This window comes from Gloeotrichia echinulata CP02, assembly GCA_038087035.1.
Classification (GTDB): domain Bacteria; phylum Cyanobacteriota; class Cyanobacteriia; order Cyanobacteriales; family Nostocaceae; genus Gloeotrichia; species Gloeotrichia echinulata.
This window is the reverse complement of record CP051187.1, coordinates 2,037,312-2,063,149: the sequence shown is the minus strand read 5'-3', so window position 1 is coordinate 2,063,149 and position 25,838 is coordinate 2,037,312. Positions and strand designations below refer to the sequence as shown.

Genomic DNA, 25,838 nt, shown 5'->3' with positions numbered 1-25,838 from the left:
TAGCGTGCTTAATTATTAGTTAAAGTCTATAAATTTGCTTTAAAAGTAAGACTTACAGGCGTTCATAATTTAATTTTCAGCAATATGACCAAAAATACAGGAAATAATGGCTATTACCGTATCTCAGTAAGGGTTTCAAGCTGATTATTTAATAAATTTAGCACGCTAAGTACGGAAGAGCCGATTTTTTTGGCGATCGCTAATTTTCTGGTACAAAGTTTCCGCCGCGCTACCAGTGGTGAAAGTACGGAAGACGTAAGTTATAGCAGCAACCCAAATGTTTCTGTAACTCGTTTGCAAGTCGGTTTATTAGCTCAAGCGCGTGGTTTGCAAGCTGAACTCAATCACATAGCCGAAACTGCAGATACTAACTCACCACAGGGACGCGCTGAGATTTTGCAAGAAGCTAGTCTAGCTTTACTCCGCCATCCAGAATACTGGGTATATGCAGGTGGTGGGACACAACAAGCAAAGTTAAATTCGGCCGAATCTCAGTTTAACCGTCTATCTTTGGCGGAACGCAGCAAATTTAGCGAAGAAACTTTGTCTAACGTCAACAACCAACTCAAAGCTGCTTTGGTTAAAGATGCTTTACCAGGTGTTGTCGAGAACCCAACGGATTTAATTACCTCTGGTCCTGGGGAATATGTTATTGTTACCTTACTGACAGCTACCTTGGGTAAATTTGAAATTCCCGCAGTTAACAGCCCTGATGACTTGCGTCAAGCTTTGCGGCAAATTGGTAGCCTCCCCAGTGAGCAACTCTTGGCAATTGAAGTGCTTTGGACTCCCCAAGCTGAAGGCGATACACTGACATCTGATGATTTGTTTGCTGAGTATCCTGATTTAAAATTGGTTTAAGGGACTTCCAATCTGTAGGGTGCGTCAGGAGCGAGAATACTTGGGTTAGGTAAGAAATTACTGCTTCTGACGCACCCGACCGACTCAAATATTGGCTAATTTATTTTTTGGTAGCCCCTAACTCATTGCGGAAGTTCATACCCGCAACTTTTATTGTTTACGAGTTCAAAGTGAAGGGAAAGAACAAAAAATATCGCGCTATTGATCTACTTTTAAGCTCACAGCCAAACAAATTTTTAATGCGCGTTTGTAATACTAATTTGAAAAAAGACTGGGACAGATAGGGTAGGGGCGCAAGGCCTTGCGCCCCTACAGATTATCGATGTGTTGCAAAGATTTTTTGAATTGGTATAATTGGTGGGAACTTTTGGTAAGTTGGGTTATACCGTTTCACTTTAAGTATGATACAAATACGTTGGTAGGGGCACGGCAATGCCGTGCCCTTACGGGAAATCTATATGTATCAGAGTTTTGGTGAAATGGTATTAGTTTCCTCACAAGTTCCTCAAGTTTTCCGTCTAACTTCAAGTTAGAGCCAGGGTAGTGATGACTATGAACAACAAAACCTTTGCAACCATAGATGGCAATGAAGCTGTCGCTCAAGTAGTCTATAAACTCAATGAAGTCATAGCAATTTATCCAATTACTCCCTCCTCAACAATGGCTGAGTGGGCTGATACTTGGGCTAGTGAAGCCAAACCCAACATTTGGGGTACCGTTCCCACAGTAGTAGAGATGCAGAGTGAAGCAGGTGTCGCTGGTGCGGTACATGGGGCGCTACAAACAGGTTCACTGACAACCACCTTTACAGCATCCCAGGGATTATTGTTGATGATCCCGAATATGTATAAGATAGCCGGGGAACTGACATCTACAGTCTTTCATATTGCAGCGCGATCGCTCGCAGCGCAAGCCCTCTCTATTTTCGGCGACCACAGTGATGTCATGGCTGTTCGTGGTACGGGTTTTGCAATGTTGTGCGCTGCTTCTGTCCAAGAAGCCCATGATTTTGCACTTATTTCTTTCCGCACAACTTTAGAATCACGCCTACCTTTCCTACACTTTTTTGACGGCTTTCGTACCTCCCACGAAATTAATAAAGTAGAACTATTAACAGATGATAATTTACAAGCATTCATCCCCAATGAATTAATATTCGCCCATCGGTCACGGGCCCTAACTCCCGATAAACCAGTGTTACGCGGAACATCCCAAAACCCCGATGTCTATTTCCAAGCTAGGGAAACCGTCAATCCTTATTATTTAGCTTGTCCTGACATCACCCAAAAAGTGATGGATGAATTTTACCAAATCACCGGGCGACAATATCAATTATTTGAATATCATGGCGACTCTTCAGCAGAACGAGTAATTATATTGATGGGTTCCGGTTGCGAAGCGGTACATGAAACTGTAGATTATCTGAATAACCGTGGTGCAAAAGTCGGCGTCGTTAAAGTGCGACTATATCGCCCCTTTGATAACCAGCGATTTGTCGCCGCTTTACCCCCCACGACCCGCAGCATCGCCGTTTTAGACCGTACCAAAGAACCAGGCGCAGGTGGTGAACCGTTATATTTAGATATAGTCAATGCAATTCATGAAGCCAATCCAAAATCCCAAACTTGTACTGAGCGTTCGCGCAGCGTCCCGCAGGGAAGTCGAAGTATCTCAAATCTCAAATCGATTGTGGGTGGTCGTTATGGTTTATCATCCAAAGAATTTACACCAGCGATGATTAAAGCGGTGTTTGATAACCTAGCGACAACTGCACCCAAAAATCATTTTACTGTGGGAATCAATGATGATGTCACCCACACAAGTTTAGACTATGATCACGATTTCAGCATTGAAGCAGATAATATAGTGCGAGCCATTTTTTATGGCTTGGGTGCAGATGGCACCGTGGGAGCCAACAAAAACTCAATTAAGATTATAGGCGAAGAAACAGACAATTACGCTCAAGGATATTTTGTTTACGATTCCAAAAAATCAGGTTCTGTTACCATCTCCCATCTCCGCTTTGGAAATCAACCAATTCGCTCTACTTATTTAATCACCAAAGCAAATTTTGTCGCCTGTCACCAGTGGGGATTTCTCGAACAGTTCGATATGTTAAGTCATATTGTCCCCGGTGGAACTTTTCTGTTAAATAGTCCTGATAATGTAGAAGAAATTTGGCAACTTTTACCGCGATTAGTACAAGAGCAAATTATCGAGAGACAACTAAAACTTTATGTAATTAACGCTCATAAAGTCGCCCGTGAAGCCGGGATGGCTGGACGCATTAACACAGTCATGCAAGTTTGTTTCTTTGCATTATCGGGTGTATTACCAAAAGAAGTAGCGATCGCCGAAATTAAACAGTCTATCCGCAAGACTTACGGTAAAAAAGGCGGCGAAATCGTGCAAATGAACCTGAACGCTGTCGATAGTACCTTAGAACATCTATATGAAGTGCAAATTCCGTCTCAGATTGATAGTGAAATAGCACTCCATCCACCCGTACCAGACACAGCACCCGTCTTTGTGCGCGAAGTTTTGGGTAAAATGATTGCCAAGTGTGGCGACGATTTACCAGTCAGCGCTTTACCAATAGATGGCACCTATCCCACCGGCACAGCAAAATGGGAAAAACGCAACATTACCCAAGAAATTCCCGTTTGGGACCCGGATGTTTGCATTCAATGTGGGAAATGCGTCATGGTCTGTCCTCACAGTGTGATTCGTAGTAAAGTTTACGAACCAGCCCAACTGGAAAATGCCCCATTAACCTTCAAGACTGTCAATGCTAAAGACCATGATTGGCAAGGCTTAAAGTTCACAATCCAGGTAGCAGCAGAAGACTGTACAGGCTGCGGTATATGCGTAGATATTTGTCCAGCCAAGAATAAAGCAGAACCACGGAAAAAAGCGATTAATATGGCACCGCAACGACCATTGCGGGAACAAGAACGAGAAAATTGGGATTTCTTCTTGAATATTCCCAATCCAGATAGACGACTGCTAAAGCTGACACATATTAACCAGCAGCAGATGGAAGAACCCCTATTTGAATTTTCTGGAGCTTGCGCCGGTTGTGGCGAGACACCTTATATTAAATTAGCTAGCCAGTTATTTGGCGATCGCATGATCATTGCCAATGCTACAGGCTGTTCATCCATCTACGGCGGTAATTTACCCACCACCCCTTGGACACAAAACGCCCAAGGACGAGGCCCTGCTTGGTCGAATAGCTTATTTGAAGATAACGCCGAATTTGGTTTAGGTTTTCGGGTTTCCATTGACAAACAAGCAGAATTCGCCGCCGAATTACTGCAACAACTAGCATCAGTAGTCGGGGAAGAACTAGCAAATAACATCCTCAACGCCAAACAAAAAGACGAAGCTGATATTTGGGAACAACGGGAACGAGTAGCCCTGCTCAAACAAAAGTTAGCGGAAATTCAAGAACCAAATCTCAAATCTCAAATTCAACATCTCCAATCCTTAGCTGATTACCTCGTCAAAAAGAGCGTTTGGATCATTGGCGGTGACGGTTGGGCTTATGATATCGGCTTTGGTGGACTAGATCATGTCATCGCCAGCGGACGTAACGTGAATATTCTTGTCCTCGACACAGAAGTTTATTCTAACACAGGTGGACAAATGTCCAAAGCCACACCCAAAGGTGCAGTCGCTAAATTTGCTGCTGGCGGTAAACCAGCAGTCAAAAAAGATTTAGGCTTAATGGCAATGACTTACGGTAACGTCTACGTCGCCAGTGTCGCAATGGGCGCAAGAGATGAACATACACTCAAAGCCTTCCTAGAAGCAGAAGCTTATAGCGGTCCATCCCTGATTATTGCCTATAGCCATTGTATAGCTCATGGTATCAACATGACTACAGCGATGCAAAATCAAAAAGCAGCTGTAGATTCTGGCAGATGGCTACTTTATCGCTTCCACCCCGACCGCATCCAGATGGGAGAAAACCCTCTACAACTGGATTCCCGCACGCCGAGGTTGCCAATCGAACAGTCAATGTATTTAGAAAATCGGTTTAAAATGTTGACAAAAACCAAGCCAGAGGCGGCAAAAGAGTTACTTCAAGAGGCACAGGCTGATGTGAATACTCGGTGGGAAATGTATCAATATTTGGCTACAAGGAAGTTATGAGGGTTTTACAGCGATTTTCAGGTAAATGAACCACATTTTTATATCTCACGCAAAGGCGCAAAGGCGCATTCGCGGAGCGTCTCGCAGAGAAGGAAGAAAGAAATACAGATATCGAGGTGTGGTCTAAATACCTGAAAACTGCTGTAAACGCAGAGGGACGCGGAGGAAACGCGGAGGGACGCGGAGTATTTTTTGTGAAAAGTCGTTTCCCACGAGCGGTCTAAAGACACTGAGTTTCCCACTTACCGCGAGGTTCTATGAAAGGCTGTACTTGGTGTCTGGTGTGTTGCTTGAGTGGGCGAGAGGATTATGAAAACAGGAGTTATCACAAATGACCATCGATTTAACGACTAGTTACATGGGTTTAAAATTGCGATCGCCACTTGTGCCTTCTGCATCGCCCCTATCACAAGATGTTGATAAAATCAAGTGGATGGAAGAAGCCGGTGCTGCAGCGGTGGTGATGCATTCGCTGTTTGAAGAACAGTTAAGTCGGGAACGTTATGAACTGCATCATCATCTTACCTATGGGACTGAGAGTTTTGCTGAATCTCTGACCTATTTTCCTGAACCAGACAGCTTTTGTATCGGACCTGAAGAATATTTGCACCATATTCGCCAAATCCAAGAACAGGTAGAAATTCCGATTATTGCTAGTTTAAATGGTTGTTCAGTGGGAGGATGGACAGACTACGCCAGACTCATCGAAGAAGCAGGAGCATCAGCCCTGGAATTGAATATTTATTATGTCCCTACAGATATAGATCTGACAAGTGAGGATATAGAACAAACATATATTGATATTCTCGGTGCCGTCAAGGCAGCAATCACGATTCCCGTAGCAGTGAAACTGAGTCCCTATTTCAGCAATATGGCGAATATGGCGAAGCGTTTAGATAACGCCGGCGCTAATGGCTTGGTGTTGTTCAATCGATTCTACCAGCCAGATATCAATTTAGAACTCTTGGAGGTAGAACCCCATGTATTATTAAGTACTCCCCAGGCGATGCGTTTACCTCTGCGCTGGATTGCGATTCTTTATGGTCGGATTCAAGCCAGCCTAGCTGCTACCAGCGGTATTCATAACGGACATGATGTATTGAAAATGCTCATGGCTGGTGCTAATATTACTATGCTTTGTTCCGTCCTGCTACAGCATGGCATCAATCACATCCAATGTATTGAACGGGAAATGCGCGAATGGATGGAAAAACACGAATACCAATCTGTACAACAGCTTCAAGGAAGCATGAGCCAGCGCAATTGTCCTAACCCCAGCGCCTTTGAACGCGCTCAATATATGCGAGCATTACAAACTTACAACCCATAATGGAGACGAATTCACGAGTGAAGAGAGTAAATAGACCACGCGGTAGGGGCGCAAGGCCTTGCGCCCCTACGAGGATCTTTGGTTATTGCGTGAAAATTGCTGTAACTATTCATTCTCAAGACCAAACTGCTAACTCCTCACTCAGCACTCATCACTAAATTTATGGGACAGCGTAAACGAATTGGTATCCTTACAAGTGGCGGTGATTGTCCAGGACTAAACTGTGTAATTCGCGCAGTTGTCAGCCATGCAACACTCACCTATAATTGGGAAATATTGGGTATTCCTTACGCTACTCAAGGTTTACTGGAGCGGCAAACCATACCACTCAATATGCATGGCTGGGATTTGCGCGGTATTGATCCTTTGTTGAATATGGGTGGCACCATTTTAGGAACTATCAATAAAGGAGACACCTTAGCCCATGCTAGTGAAATGATTGCCAGTTATGAAGCTTTGGCAATAGATGCTTTAATTGTTATTGGTGGCGATGGTAGTCTGAGTATTCTCCATCAGTTAGCTACTTTAGGCAATTGGAATATAATAGCCATACCCAAGACAATTGATAATGATGTCGCCCTCACAGAACGAGCGATTGGGTTTGATACATCTGTAAATACAATAGTTGATGCTCTCAATCGTCTCACGTTTACCGCTGCTAGTCACGATCGCGTCATGATTGTTGAAGTTATGGGACGCACAGCCGGTCATTTAGCACTAAACGCAGGAATTGCTGGTGGCGCTGATGTAATTTTGATACCCGAAATCCCCTATACAATTCAGGGTCTATGTAACCATTTAGCCGAATTGCGCGATCGCTGGCGGCGCAAATTTGCTATTATTGTGGTTGCTGAAGGTGTTTCACTTTGTCTAGAAGATTTAGCTGATAACTCCCTTCTCAAAGACAAGCAAGAATCATGCCCATCTCCAAAATGCGGTATAGGTCAATACATCGCCCAAAAAATTGCCGCTTGTAGTTCCCAGCCAGTTGATACCAGAGTTTCTGTGTTAGGACATATTCAACGTGGTGGAATTCCATCGGCGTTGGACCGCTTGACGGCGACAGTTTTTGGTAAGATCGCAGTGGATTTAATTGCTCAAGAACAATATCAGCAAATGGTAGCTTGGCAAAATGGACAAGTCTTAGCTATTCCCATTGCAGAAGTTGTGGCTCGCAGTCCGTTTCAAGTACCTACTAATGGTTATTTGGTGCAAACCGCTCGGTCTTTGGGCGTTTATATTGGGGAGAATAATAACTCCTAACTCATTACTCAGCTTCCAAGACAACGCCTTCATAAAGTAGTTCAATTGCCAGTTCAAATTCAATGCTTGATAAAGTAATAATATCGCCGGCGGTGTAAGGATAGTAAAGCCACATTCTTCCCTCTCCCCGACAGTAACGTTCAACGGATATTTGTTCTGAGTCTATCAATAAATACTCTTGTAAAGAGGGCATTTTTAGGTAATTAGTGAATTTTTCGCCCCGATCTTTACCGCTTGTCCCTGGGGAGAGAACTTCTGCAATGATTTGCGGATTTTGAATAAATTTACGGGCATTCAGGTCTTGAGAGTCGCAACTGATGATAACATCAGGATAATAATAAGGGCTTTGAGGACTAAGTTGCACTTTCACGTCTGACACATTCACTCGGCATCCTCTAGCACGTAAATGTGGGTACAAAGCTCTGTAAAAATTAAGGGCAATGTCATTGTGAGGAATTGTACCACCTGTCATCGCAAAAACTTCGCCGTTGACATATTCATAACGCAGCTCTTGCTGGGGTTCCCATTCGAGATATTCCTCAATGGTCATTTTTTGCGGCTCTTGGGGGATGGCTATCATAGCAAAATGTTTTCGAGTTCTCCTTGATTTTAGCTTACAGCGATTTTCAGGTAAATGAACCACATTTTTATATCTCACGCATTCGCGGAGCGTCTCGTAGAGAAGGCGCATTCGCGGAGCGTCTCGCAGAGAAGGCGCATTCGCGGAGCGTCCCGTAGGGAAGGAACAAAGAAATACAGATATCAGTGTGTGGTCTAAATACATGAAAACTGCTGTAATATTGAATCCTATTGCTAATTTATGTTGTTGATTTAACCATCATTAAACAGGTTTTGGAAATCTACGCATATTACATGATGAAGTGCGAAAAGCCAGATAAAATCTCACCTCCCGGCACAAGTATGCTGTAACTTGTTCAATAAATCCTTGGCGGTGTAGGGTTTTGTCAAAACAGCTTGGACATTTGTCCCACCAAATTCAGCCAAGGACTCCGTGGGATTGAGTCCGCTGCTAGCAATAATTTGCACCTGTGGATTCATTTTTTGCAAGGTGCGGATGGCTGTGATTCCATCCATTTCTGGCATCATCATATCCATTAACACGGCGCTAATTTGATGCTTATACTGGGCATAAAGTGCGATCGCCTCAATTCCGTTCTTAGCGATGATTGTCCTGTAGTTGTTGTTTTCGAGGATAATTTTGGTAATTTGTCGAATTTCGGCTTCATCATCTACAATTAAGATCAATTCTCCATTTCCTTTGGGTAGTTCGCTATCCTCTGTGTCTGGGTCTTGGGTAGCCTCGGCATCTGGTAAGAATAGCTGAAATTCGCTACCTTTACCCACTTTGGTTGTGACATTGACAAAACCGTCGTGGCTTTTAATAATCCCAAGTACAGTGGCTAAACCAAGTCCTGTACCTGCGCCCACATCTTTTGTCGTAAAAAATGGCTCAAATATTCTCTCTAATATTTCTGGGGGCATACCGATGCCTGTGTCAGCGACGGTAATCACAATGTAATCCCCAACTTTGGCATTAATATTCATTTTGGCATAAGCTTGATCAATAAACTTATTTTCTGCCAAAATACTCAGATTACCGCCCTCTGGCATGGCGTCACGAGCATTAACTACTAGGTTCATCAGAACTTGATGCAGTTGTGTTATATCTCCATAGACAACGCCCAGGTCTTCTGGTATAGTGACAATTAATTTAATAGATTTGGGAAATGTCTGCTTAATAATTTGGCTAATTTCCCCAATCAGGTGCTTGACCTGCACCATCGTCTGCTCACCTTTAACTCCTCGCGCAAATGATAATACTTGCTTGACTAAAGCAGCCCCACGTTTGGCGTTATTTTCAATGATGGGTAACAATTGCTGATATGGCTCTTGATTTCGCGGGCATTTTAACTGCAGTAGTTGAGCAGATGCTAAAATAGGTGTCAATATATTGTTCAAGTCGTGGGCAATACCACCTGCAAGGGTACCCAGGCTTTCCAATCGTTGGGAACGAAAAAACTGGGCTTCGAGTTGTTTTTTTTCGGTGATGTCGGTGTCAACACAAAGGATAGCTTTGGGTCTTTCTCTCGCATCGCGGACTAGACTCCAGCGACTTTGAACGATAATTTCTGTACCAGATTTCTGAACTTTATTCAGTTCCCCTTCCCATGAGCCACACTCTATAACTTTTTGCAGTGCGGCTTCCAGTTGCGGTGGGGTTTGTTTGTATAATAGCTCTATGACGTTCTTTCCGAGAACCTCATTCTCATTCCAGCCATACAGACGTTCTGCACCTTGATTCCAAAATACAATTTGGAGTTGCAAATTACGCACGAAAATAGCGTCTGTGGTGATATCGAGTAGAGCTGCTTGTTCGCGCATTTTATCTTGCGCCTGTTTGCGATGATTGATATCTCTACTTACACCAAGCATCCGCACGGGCTGACCATGTTCGTTATGGTAGACTTTACCGTTACTACTTAACCAGTGGACGCTACCATCTGACCAAATCACCCGATATTCAATTGCAAAGTCAATTCCTTGGTCAATGCTGCGAGTTATAGCCAGACTAAAAGACTGGCGATCATCAGGATGGATAAAATTGACCAAGGTTTCATAAGTTGGAGACAAGAAGCCAATGGGTAAACCATATAGCGGTCCCATATGGTGAGACCAAACCCACTCCTTGCTGAGGAGGTTCCAATCCCATATCCCCATATAGGCGGATTCCAGTGCTAAACTCAGTCGCTCCTCACTCTCCCGTAGTGACTCTTGTGAGAGTTTGCGCTCAGTGATATCTTCTGCAATTCCACCATGTGCATAGATTTTTCCTTGTTCATCGCGGATAGGAAAACCCCGATCCCAGATCCAGCGAATCGAGCCATCAGGCCGCACAAGGCGATATTCTACTTCATAGGACTGACCTAAGCGCTGTAATAAAAGGTTAGCAACGGCGCGATCGCGATCTTCAAGATGAATTGCATCTATCCAATCATATGGCTGGTCGCATAAACTCTGGCAAGACCGTCCCCAAATTTTCTCATAGACTGGATTCACATACATGTTCTCTAGTTTATCATGACTAGCTATCCAAATAACGGCTTGGCTATTGTCGGCAAAATTGCGAAATTTCTGCTCGCTTTCTTCCAGTGCTGCTTCCATATGCTGGCGTTCGGTGATATCTCTCCCTACTGACTGAAACTCAATAACCTCTCCTGTTTCATCTTCAATTGAGGTAATCTTCCATTCAAACCAGCGGACACCATTAACGGTCAATAAACATTTCTCAGTAATGTTCAAGGAATGAGGTGGAGATAGCAACGCTGTCATATTGTCCATTGCTTGGGGTAAGTCGTCTGGATGGGTAAATTCCCACAACGACCGACCGCGCAATTCATCCAGTGATAAGCCGAATGTTTGACAAGTTGCTGTATTAGCAAAAATAATCAGCCCCTCTAAATCGAACCGGACAATCAGGTCTTGTTGGCTCTCAACTAGCTCACGATAGAGTTTTTCACTTTGTCGCCATGCTTCTTGGACACGTTGACGCTCAGTGATTTCCCGCTGCAAAAGTGCGTTAGTACGGCTAAGTTCCACTCTTAATTCATCTGTTGGTTGTTGTAAAGGCTGCTGTAAGCCTTCAACAACGCCAACCATTTTCACCAGGTCAAAGGCTTGTAACAAACTAGTTTCAGTGACAATTCCTAGCAATTGCTGGCGATCGTCTACAATTGGCAAATGGCTAATCCCATGCTGACGCAATAACGATAAGGCTGTCAAAATATCCCCAGAACTTGATTGTTTGAAGGTAACTACTTGGCGTGTCATGACCTCAGCTATCCTCACCTTGGATAAATCCATACCGGCAGCTGTTAACCTAACTACATCACGATGTGTAAAGATTCCCAGTAAACGCCCTCCTTCCACCACTAAAATATAGCTAGTTCCTTGGTGGCTCCATCCGTTAGAGTCCAACAACGAATGGGAGTTACTCACCGAAACACTAGTATTTGGTGCTTGACTCATTAAAACAATAGCTTCGATTACATAGCTATCATAGGTAATCGTTAAAGGAGAATGATCAATAGCATGATATAAGTTAGGCAAATCTATCAGTTGATTCTGGCATTGCATAGTTTATTCATCAATTTTAATTATATGATTGGCATCTAAATCACATAGCGAAAGTTAAAGGGAGGAAGAAACACAAAATTAGCAGCAACTGAACTCTTAGGAGCTATTATTTACATTTATTGTAGAATACTCGTCTGACATATTTTATGAAAATGCACTATGTATAAACTATATAGTCTAATTGATCAGATGAGCTAACTTTCTCTGGAGAAAACTCATTCTATTGCCAAATGAACTTGGCAAATTAACTATAGATGAGCTGCTAACTTAATATATTATCGTCAATTGATATATTTGGGGTTTAAGTAGGTCGGCGCAAATAAACCGTACGGTCGAGGGTCGTCATTTGTCCTTTGTCATTGGTCATTGGTAAGAGTTTCAGGCTTGTTTACTTTTCTTAACATAGTTTGGTTTATTTCTGCCTACTTACTTATGTTTGAGTCAAAAAAATTAGACTAAACTGTCCAAGAATATAAATCCTTTTATCAAATTACTTATCATCTTTTTATTTTTAGGTTTACAGCATCTTCCTGTATATAGACCACGCTTTTGGGGCGCAAGGCCTAGATCCCCTACGAATATCTGTGATTATTGCGTGAAAATTGCTCCCCTAACCTACGCCAATCACGCCACTTGGTCAGACCCCTTCTTCATCAGAGAAGCAGTAATTACAGCAATTTTCATTCATTTGAACCACAGATCTTCGTAGGGGCGCAAGGCCTTGCGCCCCAAAAGCGTGGTCTATTTACCTGAAAATGGCTGTAAGAACAATTATCCCCAAATCAGGCAAATTATTGGACATCCGCGATCGCTACGCCTATAATCGTTACTTTATTAAAGTCCTGATTGTGTGATGACTTCAATAATGTAGTTCAGGCACAAGTCCTTGCACCTTGACTTAGCCGTGGCTATCTCTTGACTGATACTGTTTGTGCAGTATTTGGCGGATAGCCTAAACTTCTGTTAGCAATCTGGATCAAGAATATAGCGATTTTGACTCGCAGAAAATACACTCTTGTGGCGTGGGCGTCTTGCTAGCCCAGGAAGGGCGAGACGCCCAGCCCACAAGAAATAGTTAGCTATTTTTTTATTTGGAAATCCCTCAGAGTGTGTTTTCAAACCATAAACAGAGTAGATTTTTATGCTTGGTTGTATTTTCCTGTGATGGGCTGACTTAAAAATAGAGAGGGGAGATTGCGAAGTTAATGTCTAGCTAGTTGGAAATAATTACGTTGAGAGGAAACGAGATGGCGGTAAAATTGCACCTAAAACAAAAATACCAAGAATTGTGGATTGCACGCTGTTTTGCTGCAGTGCTGCTATTTGGTCAAGTTTGGCTGCATTTAATCAAAGGAAAAACTTACTCCCGCAAAATTATCGAACATATGGTGACAGCTGGACCTGCTTCCCTATCTCCAGTTTTACTTGTGAGTGGTTTTGCGGGGATGATTTTTACCATTCAAACAGCCAGAGAGTTAGTCCAATATGGTGCTGTTACTGCGGTGGGAGGTGCTTTTGCTTTAGCTTTTTGCAGAGAATTAGCCCCAATTTTGACTGCTTGTATTATTGCGGGACAAGTAGGTTCGGCTTTTGCGGCGGAAATAGGTGCAATGCGTGTGACAGAGCAAATTGATGCACTTTATATACTCAAAACCGATCCCATTGATTATCTAGTACTACCAAGAGTAATTGCTTCGGCTTTGATGACCCCCTTGCTGACAATTTTTGCGTTAGTAACTGGTATTATCGGCGGGATGTTTGCGGGATTACAATTTTTCCAGATTTTACCAGAAGCATTTTTAGAGTCAGTCAGAGATTTTTTAGCACCATCAGATTTGTGGATTATTTTGCTCAAAGGATTTATTTTCGGAGTGATAATTGGTGTCAATGGTTGTAGTTGGGGACTAACTACCAGAGGAGGAGCAAAGGAAGTAGGACAATCAGCAACAACAGCAGTTGTCACCACTTGGGTGTCAATTTTTATGATGGATTTTCTGCTGTCTTTGTTGCTGTTTGAAAAGCCAGTATTTTAACAGTAATAATCCTAGGGTACGTGACGCTTCAATTATTAATGTAAGCCAGGACTTGTGGCAATACAGTTCAGTTAAGGAAAATTGTCGTAGGGGCACGGCACGAATAAAATTGTCATTAGAAGAAAAGATTTTGGATGCCGTGCCCCTACACTGTATACTTGTGGCGTCACGCACCACTGTTTAAATGTGACACCAATTTGAAAAAAGAATGAGACAGATAGGGTAGGGGATCTAGGCCTTGCGCCCCAATCCCCAATCCCCAATCCCCAATCCCTAACCCCTAACCCCCAATAGCTGTTTCCGCATCTGCTATTTCTAGGAGTGTTTTCAGCACTGAGTCAGGGTTGAGGCTAATCGAATCAATTCCCTCTTCTACGAGGAAGCGTGCAAATTCGGGGTAATCGCTTGGTGCTTGACCGCAAATACCGATTTTGCGTCCATGTTGTTTGACTGTGCGGATTGCTGTTGCTATTGTCCGTTTGACAGCTTCATTACGTTCATCAAATAAATGGGCTACTAAAGCCGAATCGCGATCTAGTCCGAGAGTTAATTGGGTTAAGTCGTTTGAGCCGATGGAAAAACCATCAAATATCTGAGAAAATTCGTCTGCTAGTACCACGTTACTAGGCAACTCGCACATTACATATACTTGTAAACCATTTTCTCCCTGTACTAAACCATTTTCTGCCATCTCTGCGATTACCCGCCGACCTTCTTGGGGGGTACGACAGAATGGTATCATTAAAATCATGTTGGTTAAGCCCATGTCATCCCGTACCCGCTTCATTGCTTGACACTCTAAAGCAAAACCTTCGCGATAGCGCGCATCGTAATAACGAGAAGCACCACGCCAGCCAATCATCGGGTTTTCTTCGTGGGGTTCAAACTGTTTACCACCCAAGAGATTGGCGTATTCATTGCTTTTGAAGTCCGATAGGCGAACAATCACAGGTTTGGGATAAAAAGCAGCGGCGATAGTACCAATACCCTGTGCTAGTTTATCTACAAAAAATTGTGCTTTATCTTCATATTGGGCAGTTAAGGCAGTAATTTTGTATTGGGTCAGTTCGTCTTCTAGTTGATTAAAGTGAATCAATGCCAAAGGATGTGCTTTAATCTGGTTGGCAATAATAAATTCCAACCGTGCTAATCCTACCCCATCATTAGGAATAGCTGCAAACTTAAATGCTTCTTCGGGATTGCCCACGTTCATCATAATTTGCGTTTTGGTGCGGGGCAATTGTTCTAGGGGAACTTCTTTAACTTCATAGGGTAATAAACCTGAGTAAACTTTGCCGGTTTCGCCTTCAGCACAACTGACGGTGATTTCCTGTCCAGTTTGGATGACAGTTGTGGCATGATCACAACCAACTATAGCAGGAATTCCCAATTCTCTAGCAATAATTGCCGCGTGACAAGTGCGACCCCCAGAGTCGGTGACAATGGCGCTGGCGCGTTTCATAATTGGTTCCCAGTCGGGGTCTGTGCGCTTTGTCACCAGCACGTCACCAGGTTGAAACTGGAGAATTTGATGTACATCCAAAATTACTCTGGCTTTACCTTGCCCAATCATCTCACCAACGCTGCGACCGGTGATGAGAGGGACTGGGAATGGGGAAGATTCTTTCAGAGTCCCCACTCCCTTGTCCCCAGTCCCTAATAGGCGATAACTCCGCAAAACATTCTGGGCTTTTTGGGACTGTACTGTTTCTGGACGGGCTTGGACGATAAATAATTCATTTGTCATACCATCTTTTGCCCACTCAATATCCATTGGGGTGTATGTACCACGCACTTGGGAATAGTGGTCTTCAATGATGCAAGTCCAGTGGGCTAGTTGCAGAATTTCTTCATCGTTGAGGGCAAATAGGGTGCGATCGCAGGGATTAACTGGGACATTTTTGGTTAGTTTCATCCCTCCCAAATCATAAATCATTTTGATTTCTTTGCTACCCAGTTCTTTTTTGATAATTGGGCGATATCCTTGTTTTAAAGTTGGTTTAAATACTAAATATTCATCTGGGTTAACTGCACCCTGGACGACGTTTTCACCGAGACCGTAGGCAGCGGTAATCAGGGTAGCATCTTTAAAACCTGTTTCTGTGTCAATGGAGAACATGACACCAGACGCTGCTAAATCAGAGCGTACCATTTTTTGTACGCCTACCGATAGGGCAATATTGAAGTGGTCATAGCCTTTGATTTGTCGGTAGGAGATGGCACGGTCGGTAAAAATTGAGGCAAAGCATTTGTGGCAGGATTCTAGTACAGATTGAAGTCCGTGGACGTTTAGGTAGGTTTCTTGCTGACCGGCAAAGCTAGCATCCGGTAGGTCTTCTGCAGTAGCACTGGAGCGGACTGCAACATCGGTATCAGCACCGTATTCTTGACAGAGGTTCTGGTAAGCGCGGGCGATCGCCTCTTGTAATTCTAGCCCAAATGGAGTTTCGAGCATCAACATTCTCGCTTGTTTTCCACACTGTCTGAGATTGTTGACATCCTCTACATCTAACTGTGCGAATATATTTTTCAGTTTTGCTTCTAAACCAGCCTCAGAAATGAAGTATCTATAAGCGTAAGCAGTAGTAGCAAACCCTGTAGGCACTTTCACGCCTTTAGGGCGCAGTTGTTGAATCATTTCTCCCAAAGAGGCGTTTTTACCACCTACTAAGGGAATATCTGCAATTCCCACTTCCCACAAAGGTAATACCAAGGCTTCTTCTTTCGAGACTTGACAATCCATTTCTTGATTGACCTTTATTTCTAGCATGGTTTATGTTCGGTGATTTTGAATTCACTCACTTACCATCAAGATCCATGTTACCCCACCCCAGTTTTGTCTAAAACCAAAACTTCCCCAGACTGCTTGCGTTTGGTGGATGAGCGGGTGGGGCAAAAAGTGAGTAGGTTAAGCGTTTGAACTTAAGTTGACACCAATGGCGTCTCTTGCGCCCCATAGCAAAAATGGCACATCTTTTTACCTAAATCGGAGAGAAGGCTCCCGCCATAATCTTTGATTTGGCGGCGAGATGAATCGAGGGCAAAAAACGAAACGTTCCCCGACCACAACTGGCTGCAAGCCAGTAAGGGAAAGGGAACAGTTGAGTTTTTTGCCAATCCATGTTATGGTTTACGTTAATGTACATGACGTAAATATGCTGGTATTTGAGGCCAAACTTGAGGGAGAAGACGGACAGTATCAAGCGCTTGATGAAGCGATTAGAACTGCGCGTTTTGTTCGCAATGCCAGCCTTAGATACTGGATGGATAACAAGGGTATTGGGCGATACGACCTCAGTAAGTTCTGCGCTGTACTTGCGGCTAATATTGAGTTTCCTTGGGTCGCCAAGCTGAACTCGATGGCAAGGCAAGCCAGTGCTGAAAGAGCTTGGTCTGCAATTGCTCGGTTCCTTGATAACTGCAAGAAAAATAAGCCAGGAAAAAAGGGATTTCCAAAGTTCAAGAAAGAACAAACACATGGTTCTGTTGAGTACAAAACTTGTGGATGGAAGCTTTCTGATGACCGCAGGTATATCACTTTTTCTGATGGATTTAAAGCGGGAACTTTCAAACTCTGGGGAACTCGTGACCTGCATTTCTACCACAGGAAACAGTTTAAGAGGGTGCGGGTTGTGCGTCGTGCAGATGGCTATTATTGCCAGTTTTGCATTGACCATGAACGAGTTGAAAGACGAGAACCAACGGGTAAAACTATTGGTATTGATGTTGGACTGAACCACTTCTACACCGATAGTAACGGGGAAACAGTCGCTAATCCTAGACCGATTCGCAAGAGCGAGAAGTCTTTGAGACGACTGCAACGCCGGATGTCTAAGACTAAAAAGGGTTCCCAGAACAGAATTAAGTTGAGAAATAAACTTGCTCGTAAACACCTCAAAGTAAGTCGCCAGCGTAAAGACTTTGCTGTTAAGACAGCAAGGTGCGTGGTGAGGTCTAACGACCTTGTGGCGTATGAAGATTTGATGGTGCGGAATATGATCAAGAATCATCGCTTGGCTAAGTCGATTAGCGACGTTTCGTGGTCGCTGTTTCGTGAATGGGTTGAGTATTTTGGTAAGGTGTTTGGTGTTGTCACGGTTGCTGTTCCACCACATTATACCTCACAGAATTGCTCTAATTGTGGAGAGGTTGTCAAAAAGACTCTTAGTACCAGAACTCATGTTTGTCCTCATTGTGGGCATACGCAAGATAGGGATTGGAACGCAGCGCGGAACATACTAGAAAAAGCATTAAGTACGGCGGGTCACGTCGGAACTAACGCCTCTGGAGACATCGACCTCTGTATGGGTGGGGAAACTCCTCCAAGTAAGTCGGGTCGTGGAAAGAGGAAACCCAAAGAGCGATCTTTGGAATCCCCCACTATATTCGGTACTCCGAATTAGTGGTGGGAGGATGTCAATTGGACTTCCCTAATAGGGATGTGGTACATTTCTTTCATCCTAACTCCTACACTACTTATTCCTAACTCCTACACTACTTATTATGTGTATACAAGTAAAATATGAGGATATTGTGAGGATGTTGATTAACAATTCAGAAGAAATCTGGCATTCCAGGCGATGAACCTGCAAAAATTAAGGTGGCTGCTAATAAGGCTGTTTCGGTCCCATCGAGTTTTCCCGCTAGTTGTAAATGGTAGGGAGTAAACAAGCCGGTGTACAATGGTGCTAAGGCGCCAATGTCTAGCTGTAATTCACCCCTACCACCGCTTGTGACTTCACCACGTCCATTAGCGACAGATAGAATGAATCTACCATTGTTTGCTGCTAGGAGGTCATCTTTAACTTCTAAGTGTAGTTCAGCTTGAATTCCGACTGAATAACCCCGCGCCTCTAAAGCTTTAGCGACATCTAGCACTCGGAGCGTCCAGTACTTCTGACGCAATATTTTCGCAGTTTGCTCTGGTAGTGATAATGTTAGAGAATCAATCGCAGAATTATGCCATCGCACCTGTTCGATTTGGGAGCGATGATTGGTCATAAAAGACCAAAAACTTTCACTAGCTGCATTTGTGAGAATTACCCAATCTCTCACCCACAGGATAGTGCCATTGTTTGTGCGCTCTTGGGTAAAAATAATGTAGCCTTGGGGTTGGTCACAAGTCCCGATGAGATAAGCAAAAAGTCGTTCTTGCTTTTGTGTGGTAATAAGTCGCTCCCAGATGACTGGATGTCTATCTAGATATCCATTATTCCGTTTTGCTTGCTGCTGATATAGGTCAAAAAAGACTTTTGGGTTGCTTGGTACTACTGGTGTCAACGGTAGGGGTTGGTTTCTTTTCTGAATACTTTCAGTCGGGACTTCCCAAAGACAATAGCTACCCCCCTGTTCATACCCCACTTTGCGGTACAGGCGTTGAGTAGCTGGATAAAGAACAGAGATGGGTACACCATTACCATGAAGTTCCTTGAGGGTGTGGTGCAAAAGTGCGATCGCCGCTCCATCTCCACGATATTCTGGAGCAATACCCACGGCGGCTATTCCAGCCATCGGTACACGCTGACCACCCCACCACTGACCAATCGACATAATCGCCAATCCACCTACGACTTGCTGATCTTTGTGGATTATGCGATAATTATCTTTGCCAATTCTGTTGATGTAGAGTTCTTCCTCACCAGATGAACCGATAAAACACTGGGACAGAATACTCCCAAGCTGTTCAACATCGTCTGGATGGCTAAGTCTGCTGTATTCAAATTGAGCCGTCACGTCCCTGCGCTCCCAATTGAAAATTCAAAATTACACCAATTTTTATGCAATAACCATAGATCGTCGTAGGGGCGCAAGGCCTTGCGCCCCTACCTACCACTCATGAGGTTTGTCAAGAGTCAAATTATATCATGTCCGGTTATATGACCGTAATAAAATATTCTGTAGAGACGTTACATGTAACGTCTCTACATTGCGGGTATAATGGGTAAGCTCCCGGACATGATATTAGATGTGGTGACAGATGACTACAGTTTCACATCTTTAGGAATCAGTACTTGATCAATCACATGAATTACACCATTACTGGCTTTGACATCTGCTTTGGTGACTCTGGCTTTATCAACCTTGACACTACCCTTCTTAGTCAAAGTCACTTTAACTGAGCTACCTTCAACCGTCTTGACTTCACCAGGCTTGATGGTTTTAGAATCAATTGCCCCAGAAACAACATGATATGTCAAAATCTTGACTAAAGTTTCCTTGTTTTCCGGCTTGAGTAGTTTTTCTAGCGTGCCTTTTGGTAGTTTAGCGAATGCAGCATCTGTAGGCGCAAATAGGGTAAATGGACCTTGACCAGACAGTGTATCTACCAAACCTGCTGCCTTGACAGCTGCAACTAAAGTCTTGAAATTACGGGCTTTGCTGGCAACTTCAACTATAGTACCAGGAGCAGTTGCCGCCTGGGAATGAGTGGGTTGATCTGATGTATGAGCGGGTTTACCAGCAAAACTGGGAACGCTGAGGAGAATACTAGCAGCTGCGATCGCAATCCCAATTGTTTTACCAACCAAGCGTCGAGATTTTTGGTTAGTCATTGTTTATCACTCCTCTCACATAACTTTGTACATAGTTATGTTACAGCATCTTTACAAAAAAATGTAGCTAAATCTCATAGGACTTACGCAAATGGGTTCCCTACCGTTTGTGTGTTCATTTAACCGGATTTGACGTAGTAGTCTGTCAATTTTGTTTTGAGGGATTTTTGGTAGTGTGAGCGTCTCGCTCACGCGGGCAAGATGCCCGCACTACAGTCCATCATTTTTATCTTGACAGAGTAGTAGGATTACTATAGCATTTCTAACAACTGCGCTTCACTCAACTGGGTAATTCCCAGAGCTATTGCTTTTTCTAACTTAGAACCTGCATCTTCGCCGACAACCAAATAATCGGTCTTTTTACTCACCGAATCAGTCACCTTCCCCCCAGCTTGTTGAATTAACGCTTTTGCTTCGTCGCGCTTTAAAGTTGGTAAGGTTCCCGTAACCACAAAGGTTTTACCCGCTAACTTTTGATTACCATCACTGCGTGAGGCTGCGCCAACACCAACAGCTTTTGGTTCTTCTGTCGTAGCTAATTGTAACCCTGCTGCTTGTAGGCGTTCAATTAAAGTTTGATTAGCGCTAATCTGGAACCACTGATATACAGATTCGGCAATTTCGACGCCTATACCGTAAATGCTCTCAATATCTGACTGTCTGGCACCAATCAATTTGTCTACTGTGGGAAACTTCTGGGTCAATAATTGAGCATTGACACTGCCAACATGACGGATGCCTAAACCATATAATACCCGTGACCAAGGTTGTTGTTTCGATTGGGCGATCGCATCGATTAATTTCTGTGCCGATTTTTCTCCCATTCTTTCTAATGCACATAACTTGGTTTCTGTCAAGTCGTATAAATCGGCAACGGAGTGAATTAAACCCTTATCCACGAGTTGATGCACCAGTTTTTCACCCATACCTTTAATATCTAAAGCATCACGACCTACCCAATGTTCAATGGCGCATTTGAGAATTGCAGCACAGGAAGCATTAACGCATCTGGTGACAGCTACGCCTAACTCCCGCACCACCAATTGACCACAAACTGGGCAATGGGTAGGCATAACAAAGGGTTGAGCGTCAGCCGGACGGAGTTCTTTGATTACTCTTACCACTTCGGGGATGATTTCGCCAGCTTTGCGGACAATCACAGTATCGCCAATGCGGATATCTAATTGGGAGATGCGATCGCTATTATGTAAGGTAGCACGGGAAACCGTCGTCCCCGCTAATTGTACAGGGCGCATTTCTGCTAACGGTGTTAACGCCCCCGTTCTCCCGACATTCACGGCGATATTTTCCACGCGGGTGGGTGCTTCTTCGGCTGCATACTTTAACGCCACCGCCCACCGGGGGAATTTTTGGGTAAATCCTAACTGTTCCTGTAGCTTAAACGAATTTAGCTTGACTACTACCCCATCAGTCATGTAAGCTAAATTTAGTCTTTTTGTATCCCAATCCTGGTAATATTCGCCGATTTCTGCTATGGAGTAGCATAGCTTATGATTCGGGTTGACACGAAAACCGAGCTTTCCTAACAATGTCAACGCTTCCCATTGGGTATTGGCAATACTGGCGTCATCCATACCAGGAATATGCAGCGTGTAGGCAAAGAAATCTAACCGCCGTCGGGCTACAATGCGGCAGTCTAATTGCCTGAGTGTACCAGCTGCGGCATTGCGGGGATTAGCAAATAACTGCTCACCGGCTTTTTGTCTTTCTTCGTTGATTTGTTTAAATACATCCAAAGGTAAGAAAGCCTCACCGCGCACCTCCACCTTTTCCAGGTTTTCAAAACTATCTAAATTCAAACGTAAGGGAATTGAGCGAATTGTGCGGATATTTTGAGTGATATCTTCACCCATCACCCCATCACCCCTAGTTGCACCTCTAACTAGAATACCATTGTGATAGGTAAGTGCGATCGCCGAACCATCTATTTTGAGTTCCGAGACATATTCTACCCCATCATGTTCTCCCTGGAGATGAAGGGGGGGTATTTGTCGGCGCCAGCGCTGATCCCATCCTTGCAACTCATCAAGGTTAAATGCATTTTCCAGACTGTACAGGGGGATGTTATGGCGTACCGAGGTAAACTGTGTTGCGGGTTTCTCACCCACGCGCCGAGTGGGACTATCGGGAGTCACCAATTCGGGATACTGAGTTTCTAGCTGTTGCAATTCTCGATACAGCTGGTCATAGACTGCATCCTCCATAATTGGTGCATCTAGGACATAATAAGCATAGCTTGCTTGTTGCAACAACTGGCGCAGTTCTTCTATGCGCTTGATTTCAGGATGAATCTGTATCATGAGACTGATTGCAAAATACCTAGCGAATCAAAATTATAGACAATTAAGCCGAATGACGCAGGCTACCTTACCGGAAGCCGTTCGTATAGCCTCAAACTTCTAATTTGTAGGCATTGAGATACTTTTCCAGGTTACTCCGTTGAATGTGAATCGTCGTCCTCCATCAATAGATCGTGGCGCGACACGGGTTGACATCCGCTCAATATCAAGCTACTTTTGATGACTTGGTTGGTAAAGGATATCGATTACTCCCGAACCGCTGGAAGATTACCGTTCCCTACGGGACGCTACGCGAACGCGGAGCGTCCCGTAGGGAAATAATTTTGAGCTTCTGCATACTGCAGAGCAGAACCCGCTCTTTAGGCTTTACGCGAGTGCGTCTGTCTTCGACACGCTACGCGTAAAGCCTGCGGCATAGCTCCGCTTACGCGTAGCGTCCCGCTCTTAACGTAGAGAAGAAGGAAAATTATAGGTAATCTTAGACCGGGAAGGGAGTAAAACTTTGCCTAGCACAAATCCAATTATCATCGCACATCGCGGTGCTAGTGGCTACCGTCCTGAACATACAATAGCCGCCTATGAATTAGCGATCGCATTGGGGGCTGATTATATTGAACCAGATTTGGTTTCTACTAAAGATGGTGTTTTAATAGCTCGTCATGAAAATGAAATTTCCCAAACCACCGATATTGCTAATCATCCAGAATTTGCTCACCGTCAAACGACAAAGATAATTGATGGTGAATCCAAAACAGGCTGGTTTACTGAAGACTTTACTCTCGCAGAACTGAAAACACTCAAAGCCAAAGAAAGAATTCCTCAATTGCGTCCACAAAATACCGTCTATGATGGATTATTGGAAATACCGACACTGCAAGAAATCATCGATTTAGCTAAAAGCAAAGGTACAGAAATTGGTCGCATAATTGGTATCTATCCAGAAACAAAGCACCCAACTTACTTTAAATCTATAGGTTTATCACTGGAAGAACCTTTGTTAGCAAATTTGCAAGCAAACGGTTATCAGGGGGCTAATGCACCTGTATTCATCCAGTCTTTTGAAGTGAGTAATCTTAAAGATTTATCGACAAAAACAGATTTACCTTTGGTACAATTGCTCAATGACAGCGGGAAACCTTATGATTTTGTCGTCAGTGGCGATGACCGTACCTATGCAGACTTGGTGACTGCATCCGGGTTGGCGGAAATTGCTCAATATGCACAGGCGATTGGGGTCAATAAAAACCTTATCGTTCCCAGAGATAGCGCTGGTAAGTTGCTGTCGCCGACATCTTTAGTTAACGATGCTCATACAGTTTCTTTGTTGGTTCATGTCTGGACTTTCCGCAATGAAGATTTATTTTTACCTTGGGATTTTTTAGGAAATCCTCAAGGCGAATATGAATTATTTTTCAGTTTAGGAATTGATGGCGTATTTAGTGACTTTCCAGATATGAGCTAGTTTAGTAATTATATTATGTCCAGTTAACTACCCATAATAAAAAACCTCACCCCCAAACCCAGACCGCAAGTCCTATCAACAAAGATGATGGCTATTTCCCAAACCGCTTCCGTAAATTGAACCGTATCACTACTCCACCCCCTGCGATCGCCAGAGATAGATCAGACGGTTCTGGTACTGCTGGTGAAGATAGATTACCTTGGTGGATAATCGGAAGGCTAGTCGAGATTGGTATTTGCGTTTGTTGATTCTGTGAGGCTGCTGTTTGCTGTGCTTGATTATTACTGGAAGATCCGTTCATAATCTCTCGGACTGCTGTTTGCTGTGCTTGATTATTACTGGAAGATCCGTTCATAAAAAGTAATAAAAGCAATAAAGGTGCACCGAAGATTATATCCATGATAAAAAACTCAGCATTTCCTGCTTTACGTATATTTTCGGAATAATGTCTGTCTTCATTAAAGTAAGACAGCATACAAAAAGGATAATTTTAATAGAGTTAATCTAGATAAAATATTGATGTATTTAATACAAAGTTTATGTAAAATTTTGGATTTATTACGTATTCACACAGGATTAGGATTTACGCATCTGGCACATGTATTTTCCGCTATGGTGGTCAAAAATCAAAGGTCAAGGGTAAAAAAGCTAGATTTTTACCCTTGACTTTTGAGAGCCAGTCCTCTTTTGTCGGAGACATTGCGCTACCTAGTGCTTAAGCGTAGGGGTACAAGTTGCGATCGCTACGGGTGCTGGCTCCTCTTGATAACCCATACGAAAAAATATGACACGCAGCTTTAATGCTAAAGATAAAAAACTCCACCCACAAAGGTAGGACTTACTCATGCGTAATTCCTAACTTAGTTGTTTTTTGTCCAGAATTGGGAAAATTATTTCTGGCAAATTGGCAGCAATTGTGGATAGCAGAATGTTAGTCTGTTGTTGGAAACTTGATGTATGCAATAATTTTACGAAAAGAGGTAAGGTTTAAAGCCGAACTACGTTCCGCTGCGCTAACGTCCCTTGTGGGCGGTTTAGTTTTCCCTGTTCCCTGTTCCCGATCATAGCCAGTTTGAGGGTTTTGCTGCTGTGAGAATCTCCACCCAGGAGATCAAACTAGTGCAGCATAGGTAAAGCATCCCAGCAAGGCTCAAAATCCCCGAAGTTAGGGATTTTGAACTAGCTAAGTTTGAATTTTGCCGCTTTTTACTAGTCTCTGCTTTCTGGGTATATTCTCGATACCGCGATCGCATAAACCCAATCGGGTGAACCAGTTATGATAGCAATCCGTGTAGGAGTTATTGACATACTCCCTGATCTGAAAGTTCAGGGATTCTGGATTCAAACAGCAATAGCAGGCATAGCCCGTCTTACATCACTGAGCAACGACAGACAATGCCCTGCCTGTTGCCACTATTTTACCAAAAAGCCGTCCTAGAAGGACGGCGGCTCTAGACCCAGTTTTTTTGGTAACTTCCATAGAGGCGTCAACGGTTAACCGTCAACACCCACCACTAATATTTTTCACAACCTATTGAGTATCACTGTATTTATCAGTCAAGTTAACTGATAAATCCTACATACAATCACCGAAAAAATTTTTTGCTGCAGCAAAAAGCTTTCGATTTGTGAACACCAGCCGATCATTGACGATGAAGAGAACTACAAGTTATGTAAAGTTGTTTCAAAGCTTATATCCTAATT

The 25,838-nt window shown here is 43.5% G+C and carries 13 protein-coding genes and 1 pseudogene; 7 read left to right on the top strand and 7 right to left on the bottom strand.

Annotated elements, in window-relative coordinates:
• The first annotated feature begins 183 nt into the window (after positions 1–183).
• The 4 genes and pseudogenes from HEQ19_09025 to HEQ19_09010 all read left to right on the top strand — a co-directional run bounded on the left by HEQ19_09025 (position 184) and on the right by HEQ19_09010 (position 7,612).
• A pseudogene (locus tag HEQ19_09025) lies at positions 184–861 on the top strand (DUF1517 domain-containing protein).
• Between the two features lie 552 nt (positions 862–1,413).
• Positions 1,414–5,019: a pyruvate:ferredoxin (flavodoxin) oxidoreductase gene (gene nifJ / locus HEQ19_09020; GenBank protein WYL99648.1), complete on the top strand. Its 3,606-nt coding sequence runs from the start codon at positions 1,414–1,416 to the stop codon at positions 5,017–5,019.
• 337 nt (positions 5,020–5,356) lie between these two features.
• Positions 5,357–6,349 carry a dihydroorotate dehydrogenase-like protein gene (locus HEQ19_09015; protein WYM03325.1) on the top strand — a complete coding sequence of 331 codons (993 nt, stop codon included), beginning with the start codon at positions 5,357–5,359 and terminating at the stop codon, positions 6,347–6,349.
• A 162-nt stretch (positions 6,350–6,511) separates the two neighbouring features.
• Positions 6,512–7,612 (top strand): ATP-dependent 6-phosphofructokinase, encoded by a 1,101-nt coding sequence (locus HEQ19_09010; protein WYL99647.1) that lies wholly within the window; start codon positions 6,512–6,514, stop codon positions 7,610–7,612.
• A gap of 4 nt (positions 7,613–7,616) precedes the next feature.
• Here the strand turns inward: HEQ19_09010 and HEQ19_09005 are convergent, their stop codons facing one another.
• Together HEQ19_09005 and HEQ19_09000 are read right to left on the bottom strand one after the other, a co-directional pair.
• Complete coding sequence (locus tag HEQ19_09005; protein WYL99646.1) at positions 7,617–8,192, bottom strand: Uma2 family endonuclease; 576 nt, start codon at positions 8,190–8,192, stop codon at positions 7,617–7,619.
• A 323-nt stretch (positions 8,193–8,515) separates the two neighbouring features.
• The gene (locus HEQ19_09000) at positions 8,516–11,767 is read right to left on the bottom strand and encodes a PAS domain S-box protein (protein WYL99645.1); all 3,252 of its coding nucleotides are present in this window, start codon (positions 11,765–11,767) and stop codon (positions 8,516–8,518) included.
• Between the two features lie 1,247 nt (positions 11,768–13,014).
• On the opposite strand from HEQ19_09000, the gene HEQ19_08995 reads away from it, so the two are divergent.
• Complete coding sequence (locus HEQ19_08995) at positions 13,015–13,800, top strand: ABC transporter permease (protein ID WYM03324.2); 786 nt, start codon at positions 13,015–13,017, stop codon at positions 13,798–13,800.
• Between the two features lie 280 nt (positions 13,801–14,080).
• On the opposite strand, the gene ppsA is transcribed toward HEQ19_08995, so the two are convergent.
• On the bottom strand, positions 14,081–16,570 hold the full coding sequence (gene ppsA / locus HEQ19_08990) for a phosphoenolpyruvate synthase (protein ID WYL99644.1): 2,490 nt from the start codon (positions 16,568–16,570) through the stop codon (positions 14,081–14,083).
• Positions 16,571–16,955: 385 nt separating this feature from the next.
• Between ppsA and HEQ19_08985 the strand changes: the two genes are divergently transcribed.
• Positions 16,956–18,203 carry a transposase gene (locus tag HEQ19_08985; protein ID WYL99643.1) on the top strand — a complete coding sequence of 416 codons (1,248 nt, stop codon included), beginning with the start codon at positions 16,956–16,958 and terminating at the stop codon, positions 18,201–18,203.
• Between the two features lie 151 nt (positions 18,204–18,354).
• Here HEQ19_08985 and HEQ19_08980 read toward each other — a convergent pair whose 3' ends face one another.
• The 3 genes from HEQ19_08980 to ligA form a co-directional block, all read right to left on the bottom strand.
• Positions 18,355–19,533, bottom strand: a complete 1,179-nt coding sequence (locus tag HEQ19_08980) for a GNAT family N-acetyltransferase (GenBank protein WYL99642.1) — start codon at positions 19,531–19,533, stop codon at positions 18,355–18,357.
• A 248-nt stretch (positions 19,534–19,781) separates the two neighbouring features.
• Positions 19,782–20,351 (bottom strand): fasciclin domain-containing protein, encoded by a 570-nt coding sequence (locus HEQ19_08975; GenBank protein ID WYL99641.1) that lies wholly within the window; start codon positions 20,349–20,351, stop codon positions 19,782–19,784.
• A gap of 251 nt (positions 20,352–20,602) precedes the next feature.
• Positions 20,603–22,672, bottom strand: coding sequence for an NAD-dependent DNA ligase LigA (gene ligA, locus HEQ19_08970; protein ID WYL99640.1), 2,070 nt, complete (start codon positions 22,670–22,672; stop codon positions 20,603–20,605).
• Positions 22,673–23,174: 502 nt separating this feature from the next.
• Here ligA and HEQ19_08960 point away from each other — a divergent pair.
• Positions 23,175–24,134 carry a glycerophosphodiester phosphodiesterase gene (locus HEQ19_08960; protein WYL99639.1) on the top strand — a complete coding sequence of 320 codons (960 nt, stop codon included), beginning with the start codon at positions 23,175–23,177 and terminating at the stop codon, positions 24,132–24,134.
• Between the two features lie 91 nt (positions 24,135–24,225).
• Here the strand turns inward: HEQ19_08960 and HEQ19_08955 are convergent, their stop codons facing one another.
• Positions 24,226–24,489, bottom strand: a complete 264-nt coding sequence (locus tag HEQ19_08955) for a hypothetical protein (GenBank protein WYL99638.1) — start codon at positions 24,487–24,489, stop codon at positions 24,226–24,228.
• Positions 24,490–25,838 lie beyond the last annotated feature (1,349 nt).

Bases quoted from the DNA above. Each gene is read 5' to 3' on its own strand.
- nifJ (WYL99648.1), top strand. From the start codon at position 1,414: ATGAACAACAAAACCTTTGCAACCATAGATGGCAATGAAGCTGTCGCT.
- HEQ19_09010 (WYL99647.1), top strand. From the start codon at position 6,512: ATGGGACAGCGTAAACGAATTGGTATCCTTACAAGTGGCGGTGATTGT.
- HEQ19_09005 (WYL99646.1), bottom strand. From the start codon at position 8,192: ATGATAGCCATCCCCCAAGAGCCGCAAAAAATGACCATTGAGGAATAT.
- HEQ19_09000 (WYL99645.1), bottom strand. From the start codon at position 11,767: ATGCAATGCCAGAATCAACTGATAGATTTGCCTAACTTATATCATGCT.
- HEQ19_08995 (WYM03324.2), top strand. From the start codon at position 13,015: ATGGCGGTAAAATTGCACCTAAAACAAAAATACCAAGAATTGTGGATT.
- ppsA (WYL99644.1), bottom strand. From the start codon at position 16,570: ATGCTAGAAATAAAGGTCAATCAAGAAATGGATTGTCAAGTCTCGAAA.
- HEQ19_08985 (WYL99643.1), top strand. From the start codon at position 16,956: ATGCTGGTATTTGAGGCCAAACTTGAGGGAGAAGACGGACAGTATCAA.
- HEQ19_08975 (WYL99641.1), bottom strand. From the start codon at position 20,351: ATGACTAACCAAAAATCTCGACGCTTGGTTGGTAAAACAATTGGGATT.
- ligA (WYL99640.1), bottom strand. From the start codon at position 22,672: ATGATACAGATTCATCCTGAAATCAAGCGCATAGAAGAACTGCGCCAG.
- HEQ19_08955 (WYL99638.1), bottom strand. From the start codon at position 24,489: ATGAACGGATCTTCCAGTAATAATCAAGCACAGCAAACAGCAGTCCGA.